General features: G+C 48.5%; 13 protein-coding genes. 6 read left to right on the top strand and 7 right to left on the bottom strand.

Annotated features, from left to right (window positions below; all coding sequences use genetic code 11):
* Positions 1-12: 12 nt before the first annotated feature.
* Entirely contained in the window at positions 13-1,167 is a 1,155-nt protein-coding gene (locus DESTI_RS06580; protein ID WP_014809180.1) for a pyridoxal-phosphate-dependent aminotransferase family protein, read from the bottom strand.
* An 83-nt stretch (positions 1,168-1,250) separates the two neighbouring features.
* Entirely contained in the window at positions 1,251-1,568 is a 318-nt protein-coding gene (locus DESTI_RS06575; protein WP_014809179.1) for a hypothetical protein, read from the bottom strand.
* A gap of 205 nt (positions 1,569-1,773) precedes the next feature.
* Here DESTI_RS06575 and DESTI_RS06570 point away from each other — a divergent pair, with 205 nt between their 5' ends.
* Positions 1,774-2,136 (top strand): SpoIIAA family protein, encoded by a 363-nt coding sequence (locus DESTI_RS06570; protein WP_014809178.1) that lies wholly within the window; start codon positions 1,774-1,776, stop codon positions 2,134-2,136.
* Positions 2,137-2,264: 128 nt separating this feature from the next.
* On the opposite strand, the gene DESTI_RS06565 is transcribed toward DESTI_RS06570, so the two are convergent.
* The gene (locus DESTI_RS06565; RefSeq protein ID WP_014809177.1) at positions 2,265-2,549 is read right to left on the bottom strand and encodes a DUF2442 domain-containing protein; all 285 of its coding nucleotides are present in this window, start codon (positions 2,547-2,549) and stop codon (positions 2,265-2,267) included.
* A 245-nt stretch (positions 2,550-2,794) separates the two neighbouring features.
* On the opposite strand from DESTI_RS06565, the gene DESTI_RS06560 reads away from it, so the two are divergent.
* Together DESTI_RS06560 and DESTI_RS06555 are read left to right on the top strand one after the other, a co-directional pair.
* Positions 2,795-3,478, top strand: a complete 684-nt coding sequence (locus tag DESTI_RS06560) for a CBS and ACT domain-containing protein (protein ID WP_014809176.1) — start codon at positions 2,795-2,797, stop codon at positions 3,476-3,478.
* A gap of 109 nt (positions 3,479-3,587) precedes the next feature.
* Entirely contained in the window at positions 3,588-4,121 is a 534-nt protein-coding gene (locus DESTI_RS06555) for a YcxB family protein (RefSeq protein ID WP_014809175.1), read from the top strand.
* Positions 4,122-4,234: 113 nt separating this feature from the next.
* Here the strand turns inward: DESTI_RS06555 and DESTI_RS06550 are convergent, their stop codons facing one another.
* Complete coding sequence (locus DESTI_RS06550) at positions 4,235-4,939, bottom strand: TVP38/TMEM64 family protein (protein WP_014809174.1); 705 nt, start codon at positions 4,937-4,939, stop codon at positions 4,235-4,237.
* Positions 4,940-5,251: 312 nt separating this feature from the next.
* On the opposite strand from DESTI_RS06550, the gene DESTI_RS06545 reads away from it, so the two are divergent.
* Together DESTI_RS06545 and DESTI_RS06540 are read left to right on the top strand one after the other, a co-directional pair.
* On the top strand, positions 5,252-8,662 hold the full coding sequence (locus tag DESTI_RS06545) for a PAS domain S-box protein (protein WP_169316373.1): 3,411 nt from the start codon (positions 5,252-5,254) through the stop codon (positions 8,660-8,662).
* A 62-nt stretch (positions 8,663-8,724) separates the two neighbouring features.
* A complete protein-coding gene (locus tag DESTI_RS06540) occupies positions 8,725-9,792 on the top strand; it encodes an HD domain-containing phosphohydrolase (protein WP_014809172.1) in 1,068 nt (355 codons plus the stop codon).
* A gap of 163 nt (positions 9,793-9,955) precedes the next feature.
* Here the strand turns inward: DESTI_RS06540 and DESTI_RS06535 are convergent, their stop codons facing one another.
* The 3 genes from DESTI_RS06535 to DESTI_RS06525 all read right to left on the bottom strand — a co-directional run bounded on the left by DESTI_RS06535 (position 9,956) and on the right by DESTI_RS06525 (position 12,156).
* Positions 9,956-10,372 (bottom strand): XRE family transcriptional regulator, encoded by a 417-nt coding sequence (locus tag DESTI_RS06535; protein ID WP_014809171.1) that lies wholly within the window; start codon positions 10,370-10,372, stop codon positions 9,956-9,958.
* On the bottom strand, positions 10,362-10,730 hold the full coding sequence (locus tag DESTI_RS06530; protein ID WP_014809170.1) for a type II toxin-antitoxin system RelE/ParE family toxin: 369 nt from the start codon (positions 10,728-10,730) through the stop codon (positions 10,362-10,364). The genes DESTI_RS06535 and DESTI_RS06530 overlap by 11 nt, the downstream gene beginning before the upstream one ends.
* A 229-nt stretch (positions 10,731-10,959) precedes the next feature.
* Positions 10,960-12,156, bottom strand: coding sequence for a DUF4347 domain-containing protein (locus tag DESTI_RS06525; RefSeq protein WP_014809169.1), 1,197 nt, complete (start codon positions 12,154-12,156; stop codon positions 10,960-10,962).
* Positions 12,157-12,697: 541 nt separating this feature from the next.
* On the opposite strand from DESTI_RS06525, the gene DESTI_RS06515 reads away from it, so the two are divergent.
* Positions 12,698-14,365: a fatty acid--CoA ligase gene (locus tag DESTI_RS06515; protein ID WP_014809168.1), complete on the top strand. Its 1,668-nt coding sequence runs from the start codon at positions 12,698-12,700 to the stop codon at positions 14,363-14,365.
* Positions 14,366-14,716 lie beyond the last annotated feature (351 nt).

Raw genomic sequence — 14,716 nt, 5'->3', positions numbered from 1 at the left:
AACAGACACATATCATCCTGCTGCTTCCAGTGCTTCGCTCAAGGCTGAGAGAAGCAACTTCACGTTCTCCCTTCGAGAGTTGAATCCCATGAGCCCGATACGCCAGACCTTCCCGGCCAATTGACCTAATCCGGCCGCTATTTCGATGTTGAATTTTCTTAGCAAGTACGAGCTGACAGCTTTGCTGTCGATTCCATCGGGCACGAGTGCGGTTGTCAGGCTGGGCAGCCGGTATTCTTTGGCTACGTGGCATTCGATGCCCAATTCCTGGAGTCCTTCGTACAGGCGTTCTGCATTTGCTCTGTGACGTTCCCAGCGGTCTTCGAGACCTTCTTCGGCAATGATTCTCAATGCTTCCCGGAGAGCGTAATTCATATTGATGGGAGCAGTATGATGATAAGTGCGTTCACTCCCCCAATATTTGGCAACCAGGTTCACATCCAGGTACCAGCTTGCGACCTTGGTCTTGCGGCGTTTCAGTTTCTCGACTGCTCGTTTACTCATGGTGAAAGGCGCTATTCCGGGAGGACAGCTAATACATTTCTGGGACCCGCTGTAGGCCAGATCTACATGCCAGTGGTCGAGGAAAACAGGCGCACCTCCAAGGCTGGTGACAGTATCCAAGAGGAGCAATGCATTGAATTCTCTGCAGAGCTTACCGATGCCTTCCATGGGCTGCATGGCACCTGTGGAGGTTTCCCCGTGGATGAGTCCCAGTATGGCAGGCCGATGCATCTTGAGCGCATCAGCTATTTCTTCCAGAGAGAAAACCTCTCCCCAGGCTTTTTCGATCCGGCGCACGTCCGCACCATACCTGGAAGCCATATCACAGAGCCGCTCGCCAAAGTATCCGTTTACTCCCACGAGAACGATATCCCCGGGTTCCACGGAATTGGCAAGGGTCGCCTCCATGGCTGCACTGCCGGTTCCACTCATAGGTATGGTCATGGTGTTGTCGGTTTGCCATACGTAGCGAAGCAATTCCTGGATTTCATTCATAAGCTCGATGAATCTCGGATCGAGATGCCCTATTTCGGGCATTGCGAGAGCTTGAAGCACTCGCGCATCCACGTTGGAGGGTCCCGGTCCGAGAAGTAATCTGGGCGGCACATCAAGCTGAGAAGCATGGATAAGGTGAGTTTCATCCACCTTGATTCTGTGCTCCATAACACACCTCATAGTCTGTTATTCAAGGGAAGTACATGATGCAATGTTCAGCGGTTGAAAAGATCAACGGTCCGGTTCCGGAATCACGTTTGATTGCGGTGGCGTAGTTTGTACAGGAGCTTTGCAACCTCGTTTACCACGATCAAGAAAGCAATCAGTCCGACAAGAACCAGCATATTGTTGACGGTAGTTCCGACCCAGTCGAGAAGAAGTTTCTGCATCTGGTCTATAAGGAGCGAAAAAGGATAAACGAGTGCGAGAAACGCCAATACCCGGTCAAAGAATGTTACGTTTATCGGCTCATCCTCAATGGCCTGCTCCTGCTGAGTCGTCTCTTCCTTTACGACTTCGCCTTCTTCCGTCTTAGGATCTTTATATTCGGTCACTTTCATTCCTTTCATGCGTTTCCAGGTGAGAACGGATGATGCCATATGAAGCCATTGAAATCAACTTTAGGCTATCGGAAGAGGAGGAGAAGAGCATTGTGTCATGCGAAAAGAAGCAACCAAGAAGTCCTTGGAACATAACACAGCACTTGTAAGTCTAAATATTTGTTAGACGGGAATAACTCTGAATTGTTAAATGCAGAAATGCTCGAGGTCATAAATGATAGAAATATTGGATAGAAGTGAAGGAAATATTCTCGCTGTTCGGGCGATAAATAAACTTACCGAGGAAGATTACGAAAACGTTTTGATCCCCAAATTAGAAGCTCTTATTCAAACCCACGGTTCTGCCCGCTTCTTGTTTTTCATGGATAAAGATTTCGGCGGATGGACATCCGGTGGATTCTGGGATTATGCAAAATTCGGAACGAAACACCAGAATGATTTCGATAAAGTTGCAGCCGTGGGAGGGCCAAAATGGCTTGAACAGTGGATGAAATTTAAATCGTACTTTGTACGTGCTCAAATCAAAACATTCCCTGTTGAAAGCCTTGAAGAAGCTTGGACGTGGATAAAATCGTAGTAACATTTGGAAGGATGTCGCTGAAGATCGAGTTATTGCGGGACAGGCCATTTTATCGGTAAGTGATGTGATCGTGTCTGCGCTCAGGGGCGACAGACCGCGGTGCGGTTCGCAGAATTCGCAAAACGCTACACGCCCATAGTCAACTGATTCCTACTTTTTAACCATTTTCTGAGCGAGTGCTTACTTTCGTGCGATCCTTCACCGGAAAAAATGTTCTCAATACTAATATCTTCGTCAAGATCTTCCCAATGGATGCCCTCCCCATCGCCTATAAAACGACAGTTCCTCAATTCGTCGGGGCTCGCATAAGTCAAGCGAGGATAAAGTCTAAGAGGAACATCTATCTTTTGGCCGTTATCAAGTTCAATGATGAACTCCCGTTCGCCGAATTCAATACCAACAATCAGCATTTCATCCTCCCTGGAAAACTCGATCCACTCGTCTAAGACGATGGTTGAGGCTCACTTCGTTCTTCTGTCCTGATTTCCATGGTGAAAACCTGTTCTTTACCCAGAAAAAATGAATCGATCCATAACGGAAAATGCATTGGACTCTTCGGAAGCTTCTGTTATTTTTAGCAGGTCTGGAAATTGATTTCTGCTTATGCAGAATTCGCCGGATGCATGCGACCGGCGAAATACGGAGGAAACAACATATGCTAGTCAAAAATTGGATGAATAAAGATGTAGTGACCATTGATTCCCACGCTCCCCTTCAAGAAGCAATAAACCTGCTCATGGAGAATAATATCAGCATTCTCCCCGTTATGGAGGAGGGAAAACTCGTCGGAATCGTGACAGATCGTGATGTCAAGCGCGCGTCTCCTTCAGATGCATGCCTTCTGGATTTTCAGAATGTTATGTATCACGTCGCACGGATGGCAGTAGGCTCCATCATGAGTAAACCAGCCTTGACGATTTCTACGGACCGGACGATCGAAGAAACAGCAGAAGTTCTCCTTGAGAACAATATTTCAGGGGCTCCGGTAGTCGACGAGAAAGGCGAAATCAAAGGAATCATTACCAAGGACGATCTCTTTGCCGCACTCATCTCCTTGAGCGGGCTGAGTCACAGAGGAGTTCTGTTCGGATTCTTGCTGAAGGATGCCCCTGGTTCGATCAGAGAAGTTACCGATCCGATCAGAGAACAGGGCGGTAGATTGGCGAGTATCGTCAGCACATATGAATCTGCTCCCGAGGGATCACGCTACGTGTATATCCGTGCGTTCGATCTCGATGCTGAAGCGGTTTCCAATCTGCAGAACGAATACCTGGCCAAACACGTCATCCTTTTCAAAGTGGATCTCAGTAACAACGAACGCGAGTTTTTCGAGAATTGACAGTCGAATGAGTGTGCTGAAACGATAAGGAGAAAGCTTTGATGGAGACAGGCGCCGAATCAATGGCCGAAACGTGCAACCAAAGATCGCTCGATGATGGAGTAGACCGGTGATAATAGAATGCGAAAACACTGAAGACGATATTCTGGCCTTCAACTACTATCATTTTGAGCATTCTCCGGCGGCACGTCGAGACCAATACCTGATGCGATATGTCATACCGATAACGGCATCGGTGGTGCTCACATTGATAAGTGGCTTCTATGAACTGGTACTTTGGAGTACGGTTTTTTGGCTCGGAGTTTTATTAGTATGGATCCTTCTATTTCCTAAGTTGTATTGGTGGGTGCTGGAAAGACAACTGAGGTCTTTTCTTCGGGAAGGTCAGAACAGGATGATGATTGGGAAGCGCGTTTTTAGCCTCGAAGCTGACTCAGTCGTGGAAACTACAGAATCGGGTCAATCCAAAACCAAATGGAATGCTGTCGAGAAAATTGTCAAGAATGAAGATTGCATCTTCATCTACAACAGCTCAGTAACAGCTTACGTGGTGCCCAGGCGTGCATTTGAATCCGAAGATGAATTCAATCGGTTTTTTGAAACCGCTGGCAAGTTCAAGGCACAATCCGCAACGACAACATGATCGATTGCATGACGATGACCCTGCCGAGAGAATCGGGACTTAGTTCGGAAGAGCTTCGTTCCGATTCTGTCTCATTCCGGGTGCGTTCCGAAGATTCCATTTCCATTCGCCACTTATCTTTCAAGCCACTTCCCAATTGCATTCCTTTGCCAGTATACGAGCAATCCTAAGACAATAGCGATCGCCGAGACAATGCCCAAAACAGGCCAGTTTTCTTTGTAAATGGCTGCGCCCCCTACTCCCAGCAACAAAGTCCCCGGCAGACGGCCTAAAAAGCAGATCCCCACAAAGGTGATAAAACGCATAGGAGTCAAACCCAGGAAATATGAAAGCAGATCCTTCGGAAATCCGGGGAACAAGAAGAGTACAAGCAATACCAGTGTTCGGCTACCGTGCGTCCAGGAATAAAACTTGGCCATGGTTTCCTGACTGACGACCAACTTTACCAAAGGTTGCCCTATAACGCGCGCAGCCAGGAAAGCAATTGCGGACCCCAAAGTCAGGCCTACAATTGAGAAGAGTGTGGCTTTCCAAGCGCCAAATATGAATCCGCCCGCTATTCCTGAGATTTCTCCGGGTATGGGAGCAATAAGGACTTGAAGAACTTGCATCGAAAGAAAAGCGACAGGAGCCCACGCACCCCAACTTTGGACGTAATCGCGCAATCGTTCTTTGCTTTCAAAGAGCTGCTTTAACCAGTCCAGCCATAACTGCAGATGCCCTGAGACTGCGAGCCAGACTCCGGCAGTTGCTAAAGCGAGTATCAGAGATACTGCTAGTGCCAACCGGATTCTCTCTTTGTTCGTAGTGGGGATCATGACACGTCCTACAGGGGCAGCAATTGGATAAAGGCAGTTTATATCATTTCCCAGTTGTGCACATAAGATAACGAAGGCTGGGGAACATGCCCTCGAATGATGAAAGGCTTACATCCGAACACAGAAAAGGATTTACAATGTATAACCGGTTCAGTTATTCTTTTTCTCTGTGCATCTGCACTCATTGCTCGAGTGCATTCTCTGGCAAGATACATAACTCTCCGGTTTTTAAGTAAATCTTCCAAGCCCGGCAATATCGGAGTTGGCAGATCCTATCTGACCGGCAGTCTTATCGGGCTCCACGAGGTCCGTATGGGTGATGAGGAACAGCGGTCGCGCTCCTTTCACGACGAGTCAGTCGACAGCTCTCAATCCGAGCTGAGCGAGATCGCCGAGACAAACCCTTCTCCTCTCATTGCATCGTACTTGACCACATCCGGCACTTTCCAGGTCGGAGAGGAGCAGTGGACCGGCCTGGAGGGTCTGCTTCACGGAATCCCCCTTCCCGCACTGCTGGTGGATCGGTATCGAAAGATAACGTTTGCAAACGAAGCGTGCAGAAAACTGACCGGCGATCCACAAATTCTGTTCGGCACCGATCTTATCCTACTTTTTCAACGGGAATACGAAGCAACTGCAGCCCGTTCATTGCTTGGCAGCGTCTTTGTAAGCAAGAAACCGAGAAGCTGCGAAGGTCTGCTCAAGTTCGAAAAATCCAAGATCTGGGGCAGGATTCATTTTCGCTGTCTGCGACTGGGAATGCTTCAATCGGTACTCGTGCTTATTGAGGATCTAACACTCGAGAAAAAGCAACTTCTCCAGAATCACCGTCATCAGGCTGAACTGAAGCGAGCACGTGACGAGTTGGAAAAACGAGTTCGCGAGAGGACCTCAGAACTGGAGAAGATGAATGAGCAGCTCAGGGCTGAAATTGAGGAAAGAAAACAGGCGCAGGAACAATTACGGCAGAGTGAGGAAAAATATCGCAATCTCATAGAGTTGATGAACGAAGGTTTTGCAATCCAGAACGAGTACGGCATCATAACCTTTGCGAATGACAAGCATTGTGAGATGCTTGGATTTTCTCGAGAAGAGATTATCGGGAGACATATCAGCGAATTTCTGGATCCTACAAGCTTCAAAATACTCCAGCAACAGATAGGAAAAGGTAGAGAAGGAAAAGGCAACTCCTGTGAGGTGGTATATCTGGGGAAAAATGGCAGGAGAATTCCGGCCATCATTTCCAGCCGTCCATTCCTGGATCCGGACGGTTATCAGGGAAATGCCGCCGTAGTGACGGACATCACCAAGCTGAAAGCCACCGAGGCCATGCTCATACGGGCTCGAGACGAACTTGAGAAACGAGTAGAGGAGCGTACCGCAGATCTGGCTAAGACAAATGAGCAGCTCTTATTTGAGATTGCTCAACGAAGAGAAATCGAAGCAGCTCTAAGGAGGTCTGAGTCGAGATTCCGTCACCTGTACGATCAGGCGCCGGTGATGATGCATTCCATAGACTACGATGGCTATATACGCCATGTGAATGCAAAGTGGTTGGACGAACTGGGTTATTCGCAAGATGAGGTCATAGGGAGAAAATTTGACTTCATTTTTGCACCTCAATGCAAAGCGCAATGTGAAGAGTTGCTTCCTAAATCCTGGAACGGTGCGCAGGTCAAAGATTTTTTCTGCCGGTTCGTGAAAAAAGACGGCAGTATCATTGATGTCCTTTTGGATTCGGTTAACATCGACGATCCTGCATTGGGGACGGTAAGCCTCTCGGTAATCCGTGACATCACGGACAAAAAATTGGCCGAAGAAGCACTGATTGCGAGCGAAGAACGATTCAGGGCAGTAGTCGAGCAGCAAACAGACCTCATTTGTCGGACTCTGAGCGACGGCACCATAACCTTCGCGAACAGCAGCTTTCTCAGCTTTTTCAGCGTTGATGAAAAATCCCTTATAGGCTCCAATCTTCTGGATCTGGTTCTGAATGAGGATCGCAAGACCATCACGGATGGAATGGCTGCTCTTCGCATTCAGTCACCCTCCAGGACCGGCGAATACAGAGTTCTATTGCCGGGGGGCAAGCTTCGCTGGGTTCATTGGAATCACAAGGGTATCTTCAATTCTCGAGAACAGATTGTTGAAATTCAGTCCGTGGGGAGAGACATAACCGACAGAAAATCCATGGAAGATGCTCTCAAAGCCTCGGAAGAGCGCACGCGCCTCCTCATAGAATTATCCCCGGTAGGGATAGGAATTATCACAAGCAGTCGATTTGCTTATGTGAATCCTTCGTTCGTCCAAATACTCGGATGCGAATCGCTGGATGAAATCGTGGGAAGGATGCCGGAACAATTCGTCCATACAGACGACCGGGATTTTGCAGCCTCCTGGAATCAAATGATTTTCTCCGGCAAGAAGAAGGCAATACATGGGGAACTCAAAGGACTGAAGAACTCAGGAGAGAGTTTTGATGCACAAGTCTGGGTCACTCGTATCGATTACGCCCAACAACCATCGGCTCTTATGTTTCTCGCGGACGCAAGCGAAGCCAAGCGACTGAGAGCCCAGTTGTTGCACGCACAAAAAATGGAGGCAGTAGGAACTCTTGCGGGAGGAATTGCTCACGATTTCAACAATCTTCTCACGGGTATTCTCGGCTATGCGGACCTGCTCTTGGAGGGCAAGGAGGAAAGCGATCAGGATTATGCAGACATCCTGAAAATCATACGATCTGCACGACATGGGGCAGGACTGGTTCAGCGAATTCTCACGTTCAGCCGGGCTACAGAGACGACTCCCGGGCCGGTGAACCTGAACGACACCATCCGTCACGTTGGTGAGATGTTGACCAGGACTTTGCCGAAGATGATCAAAATCGAGACGGATCTAGCTCCGGATCTCATGAACATCATCGGTGATGCTTCCCATTTGGACCAGGTAGTGATCAACTTTGCGGTGAATGCAAAGGATGCAATGCCTGAAGGTGGACGGCTCTTAATTCGAACGCAAAATGTACGGATCGAAGAAAACGAACCGCAGACTCACGTCATGGCCAAAGAGGGAAATTACGTCCGACTCACGGTCGCCGATGATGGAGAAGGCATTCCCCCGGAAATTCAAGAGCGCATTTTCGAGCCCTTCTTCACCACAAAAGATCCGGGGAAAGGAACTGGTCTCGGGCTGCCTATGGTGTACGGCATAGTGAAACAGCACGGGGGCTTCACAACTTTTGAGAGTGAGCCCGGAAAAGGTTCTGTTTTCAATGCATTCTTTCCCGCGTTGGCCAGCAAAGGAGATATCCTTGAACCGAAACGATTCGTTTCACCCATAAGGGGAAAAGAAACCATTCTCCTGGCGGATGCGGAGGATTACATTCGGGATCTGGGAAGCAGGTGTCTCATTGCTGCGGGATATCGGGTACTAACGGCTGCGGATAGCCGAGAGTTGATCCAGATCTATGGCCGGGAACATTCAGAGGTTGCTCTTATTATCCTTGATCCGATGATGCCCGATATGGGAGAAAGACAGTGTCTCAAGCAGCTTGCAGAGATAAATCCGCGAGTGAAGGTGTTACTGGCAGGAAGCGATCCGATCGATACTGCATCCGCTCCGGAGGCCGCCATTAGACCTGTTGACTTTGTCAGAAAGCCGTTTCAAAAGATCGAATTGCTTCAAGCCATCCGCAGAGTTTTGGATACGGAGGCATTTTCATAGACCTGGAAGAAATCGTAAGGTATCGTTTGTCTATCATCTCGGAATAAAGGCAAGGTGATTTCATGACCCAGGAGAGAATACGTAACATTCTGATAGTCGATGATGAACCGTACGTGTGCGAAATTCTGTTTCGTTGGCTCACAGCAGCCGGATACAGATGCACGATAGCTTCCGATGCAAAATGGGCTCTCGAGCACCTGGAACGGGAGAAATTTCATCTCGTCCTTTGTGACATAAAGATGCCCGGAATGTCAGGTTTGGATCTGCTCAATATCGTCAGGACCAAATTTCGCGATGTCGCTGTGGTCATGGTGACAGCCGTTGACGATCGGAAGACGGGAATTACTGCGCTGGAATTGGGTGCTTATGGGTACGTGATCAAGCCCTTTGAAAGAAACGAGATTCTCATAAATGTAGCAAGCGCTCTTGAACGCCGCGATATGCAATTAATGAGTCAAGAGTATGAACGAAATCTTGCGGAACATGCAAAGCAACGGATTACGGCAATCCGGTTGCGCGAAGAGAAGACGGTCTCCCGGTTGATGGCCGCTCTCTCTTCCTTCACGGGAGAATCTGAGATGCATGTCCGTAGAGTGGGTCTCTATGCCGGCGCTCTTGCGGATTCCATCGGCTGGACCGCCCAGAAAGTGTATGATATTCAAATTGCGGCCATGATGCACGATGTGGGTAAGCTTGCGGTCTCGAGAGAAATACTCCTGAAACCGGGAAAATTGACAACGCAGGAATTTGAAGAGATCAAGAAGCATACAGAATCCGGCGCCGAGTTCCTTCATGGAACGCAAATAGAAATGCTGGATATGGCAAAAGAAATCGCTCTCCATCATCACGAGCGTTGGGACGGCTCCGGATATCCAAAGGGACTGGCCGGAGAAGAAATCCCTGAATCAGCCCGCATAACAGCCATCGTCGAAGTATATGACGCACTTATGTCAAAGCGGCCTTACAGAGAGGCCTACTCGGAAGAAGAAGCGCTCGAAATAATGCGCGAGGAAAGAGGCAGGCAGTTCGATCCGGAAATTCTGGACTGGTTTTTCAGACTCACTCCTGAATTACGGAGAATCAGGCAAGAAAGCGAAGTGATACGGCTCGAGCGAAAATTTGCGGGCTAAGAAGTATTGTCAACAATTCTGAGAATCACGTAGACAATATCAATCAACTACTTCCGGAAAGTCAGCCCTCTTCTGAGAAGAATTTAGGGCTTCTTTCAAGTCCGGTCCATACAGTGACAGTAGTTTGAGTCGCTCCTTCCTGTTTTGCATCGTTCAATTTTCATCATCTGTCTGGGAGAGTAGAATTGGTTGTCGGAGCCATTGCAGCACAAATTTCTGCTGAAGATCGTCTCTTCCCCCTCTTATCCTTTGCCTCTCGATTCTCCTCCTCGCCGATAGACGAGAAATTCTTAATCTTCACTTTGCCTTCAGGGAAATTAGCCACAATGTCGAGAGTTCCTCCCATCGCTTCAATCGTCGCTCGGAGCGTTGAGATATAGATATCGGCACGTTTTTCCATCTTGGCTACATTGGGTTGTTTGATGCGCAAGGCCTTCGCAAGCTCCTCCTGGGAAATCCCCCGAGCGCGTCTCAACTCATGGAGTGCCATTTCGGCAGCCATCTTTTGATAGAGCGCATGAGCCCGAGCCCTTGATTCGTCAGACATCTTTGCTCTTAGTTCGGCAAACTTACGAGCCATCTTCCCTTTCCTCTTTCTCTAATGTCTCCAGATGTTCGGCATAAAGCCGGTCAGCGATAAGCACAAACTTTTCGTACCAGCGATCGTCACCCGTCTTGTCTCCGCCGATCAGCAAAAGAGCGACTCGACGCGGGTCAAAGATGTAAAGCACACGGTAGGGATCGCCAGCATATTGGATACGTAATTCTCGCATGCGGCCATATCTTGACCCATTGATGCCGCTGGAGTAAGGAAACCGAAGCCTTGGACCATACTCCTCCAAAAGCTGCACGCCAGCGTCCACTGATTCTTGCTCTCCGTCAGTGAGCCTTTCCCACCATTCGCCGAATTCGTCTGTGAATTCAACTTCCCATGTCACGGATAAAATACCTCATAGGGTATATATTGTCAAGGGTGTGAACAGTCTTGTTGTTTGCTGTTCTCATCCTCATTCTATGCCAAAGCTGGCCAGTATGATCCTTATACCGAACTTTCAGGGAGACTCTCATCGAGCAAAGTATCCCTCTTGAGACAGGTAGGTCTCATTTTGATCTTGCGAAAATGTCGACTACCGGACACACGCATTTAGAATTGAGAAAAAGCTAACTTCACGCAAAATTGAACAACATATTATACGTGGCGTATCGATCGGACCTATATTCGAAAAGATACTCACCGAGATGCACCTGATAATAATTGTGATTCCAAATCCCATCCGTTTCTTCATATGGTGAGGAATACCAAGTCCAGTAATACCATTGATCCCCAAGATTTGCGAACACATCCGTGCTCGTCCAGACCGCAATTTTGCCGAGCATGGTCGATGCGGCGCCTACTTGACAATGATAGAGCATGATCTGCCCATTATCTACCATATATGCATTTAGTTCCAGGAAATCGTTGTAGTAGTTGTTATAGTTTGATGAACTTATCCATTCACCGAAATACATCCCCGTGCTGTTGCCGTGACTCATGACAGCAAGATTGGATATCTGAGTATCATAATAATCCGACAGAATTCTCAGTCCGTCAACAACCGTAGCAAAACCGTCGTTAGTCAAGTCGTACTCAATAACGATTACATCGGTCTTGGTATATTGCTCGACACACTCGAAGAAATCCGTGTAATCAACCAAAACTACATTGAGTGCACCTCCACTCCACTGGCCATCAGAACCGGCGTTAAAAATCCACCAGTCAAGGAGTGTAGTGCCGTCATTCGTTAACCAGCAATGCAGATCGGTGTCACCGTTGCTCCAGTACTGCGTTTCCTGACCGTACGCGAACTGTGTCGTGGCATCCGGATTCCATGCACCCGTATATGCGTTGTATTGCCACCATATTCCGGTGATATGATCGTGATAATAACGATGTGCATCATTCTGATGATAATAGGTACCATTCCAATCGTTGTAGTACCAATATGCAATCGCAGAATCATACTCCCAGGTTTGATAATATTCCCACTGATTATCAATGACCGCATCGAACCATAACCACCTCGAGGTGGCTGCATCCTGTGCGTAATAGTGGAGGCTGTCATAGTACCAAAGATTAAAGCCGTTCTGGTAAGCAAACCACCATCCGTTCACGAAGTGCCAATTGCCGTCACAGTAGTCCTCGAGAACGGCAACAACTTCTCCCTGCCCTTGATCCAATGCCTGATCCGAAACCAGAACCGCGTCTGCGTAATCATCTGCGTTTCGATCCACTGCGCCATCCAAAACGATTCTGTCCTCAAGCGCTTCCAGAATCATCTCTCGTGCATATATCGAGGCGTGTGTACTGCGTTTCGACTCAGACATCGTTCGTACCTCTCACAGAAATCCGCATTGGTCCGGCTTATTCGAATTGTTTACGCGAAACATTCTTTTTTTGTGAACAAGAAACGAAATTGTATTTAGCTTAACAGTATCAGACTAAATTGGGATTCAGCGAAAGTCAAGAGCAATTGCCGACATAAAACAGGTATTCATTGTCGCGGGTAAGAGCTTGAAAACGCGCCATACAATTTATGTGCTCTGGGACATAGGTTTTGAAATCAGCCCGTTCTGTGCAACACGATTGCAAACTTTCATATTTGCAGCCCATTCTGCTTGCGCGGGAGACAGGCATCCCCAATTCCCCGTTTTCGGGTAGTGAAGGGTTGTCGATCGGCTTTAGATTACCGACAGGAATTATTTTGCTCGTTATGTTCGTAACATTCTTAGTATGCACAATCTTCAAATAAAAAAGCCGCTTGACCAATGCAGGAATTCCGTTTACGCTCTGTTTTCTCGGATCCATGACTCTGCCGATTTTCAGAAGCCCAAGAGAAATAAAAATCACGCGTTTTCAGGAGGTATTATGGACAAGCAAGTGCGTTTGGTTACCCAGTCGCCTTCGGCGTACTCGTATCCGTTGTTGCTCAAGCAGCTACTTCACACACCCATAATATACAATCCCGATCAGGAAATTGTGTATCGCGATTCCCTGCGTTATACGTACAAGGACCTGTACGCTCGGATTAACCGTCTCGCTTCGGCATTGACATCCATGGGTGTCAAACCGGGAGACACAGTTGCCGTACTGGATTGGGATTCTCATCGCTACCTGGAATCGTTCTTCGCGATTCCCATGATCGGCGCCGTTCTCCACACCGTGAACATCAGGCTTTCCCCCGAGCAGATCCTGTTCACCATGAATCATGCCGAAGACAAAGTAGTGTTGGTACATGAAGACTTCTTGCCCATAATCGATGCCATTCGTCCACATCTCAAAACGGTAGAGACATATATTCTCCTGAAAGAGGGCCCGGAAAAACCCGCCACATCCGTGCCCCTCGCGGCCGAGTACGAAGAAATGCTGACGCAAGCAGTGGATTCGTTCGATTTCCCGGAATTTGACGAGAATGCCAAGGCAACCACGTTTTATACGACAGGAACCACCGGCGATCCCAAGGGCGTGTATTACAGCCACCGACAACTGGTTCTCCATACGCTGGGTATGGCAATTTCGTTATCAGGGTTCAGCGGACCGGGACGATTTCAGTCCGCGGACATCTACATGCCGATAACACCCATGTTTCACGTGCACGCGTGGGGTGTTCCATTCGTGGCAACAGTGCTCGGAGCCAAGCACGTGTATCCGGGACGCTATGAGCCTGCCATGCTCCTCAAACTTCTTCAAACCGAGAAAGTTACATTCTCTCACTGCGTACCGACCATCCTGCACATGATTCTGACATCACCTGCGGCCAAAGATGTCGACCTCAACGGATGGAAAGTGATCATCGGCGGCTCCGCCCTTCCGAGGGGATTGGCAAAATTGGCCCTTGAACGAGGCATCCAGATCTACACCGGGTACGGAATGTCGGAAACATGCCCGCTTCTCACACTTGCAACAGTGCAGTCCCACATGGTTGACTGGGACATGGAAAGGCAGTTGGACATCAGAACGAAAACCGGCTTGCCGGTTCCTCTCGTGAATATCAGGGTGCAAGACGTGGTGAGCGAAAAAGAAGTCCCCAAAGACGGGCGCACACCCGGCGAAATAGTGGTTCGAGCGCCGTGGCTCACTCAGGGTTACTTCAAGGAACCCGAGAAATCGGAAGAACTCTGGGGCGGCGGCTGGCTTCATACCGGCGACATCGCGAATGTGGACCCATCCGGTTATCTTCAGATCACGGATCGACTGAAGGATGTAATCAAAACCGGTGGTGAATGGATTTCATCTCTGTACCTTGAGAGTCTTATAAGCCAGCACGAAGCGGTTTCCGAAGTCGCGGTGGTAGGAATACCTGATGAAAAATGGGGCGAGCGTCCCCTTGCCATGGTGGTTCCCAAACCTGATTTTAAGGACACGCTTTCCGGGGACAGTCTCAAAAGCTTTCTCCAGAAGTTCGTGGACGATGGCTCTGTTTCCAAGTGGGGGATACCTGATAACTTTGTTATCGTGGATCAAATCCCTAAAACCAGCGTCGGAAAATTGGATAAGAAAGTAATCAAGAAGCGCGTTGCGGAAGGCATAAAATAAGTTGAGAACCCGAGAAAACCGGATGCATACCTTGCCCCGGTCTCAGCATTAGTTAACGTTGCGTGGGGTAGCGAGAAGCTTCTCCTGCGATCATGATACCTCTGACTTTCTAAATCCCCCTACCCTCCTTTACTAAAGGAGTGGGGGATAGGCGCTAACTTATCGTGTTTTTGGTCGTTTGTTCCGGAGGAACAGCTGACAATAGGCCGGCGATTTATCGCCGGTTAAGGAAAAACCTAATGATTTTCGAGTCCTGGAGGGACGACTGATACACAAATTCCCGGCAATGAATTACCGGGCTATTTTCTTTAGTCCCTATGGGACAAAGAATTGCGACAAAGTTAGCGCCTA

Source organism: Desulfomonile tiedjei DSM 6799, assembly GCF_000266945.1.
Taxonomy (GTDB): domain Bacteria; phylum Desulfobacterota; class Desulfomonilia; order Desulfomonilales; family Desulfomonilaceae; genus Desulfomonile; species Desulfomonile tiedjei.
Note: the sequence above shows the minus strand (reverse complement) of the source record. Positions and strands in the feature narration are given on the sequence as shown.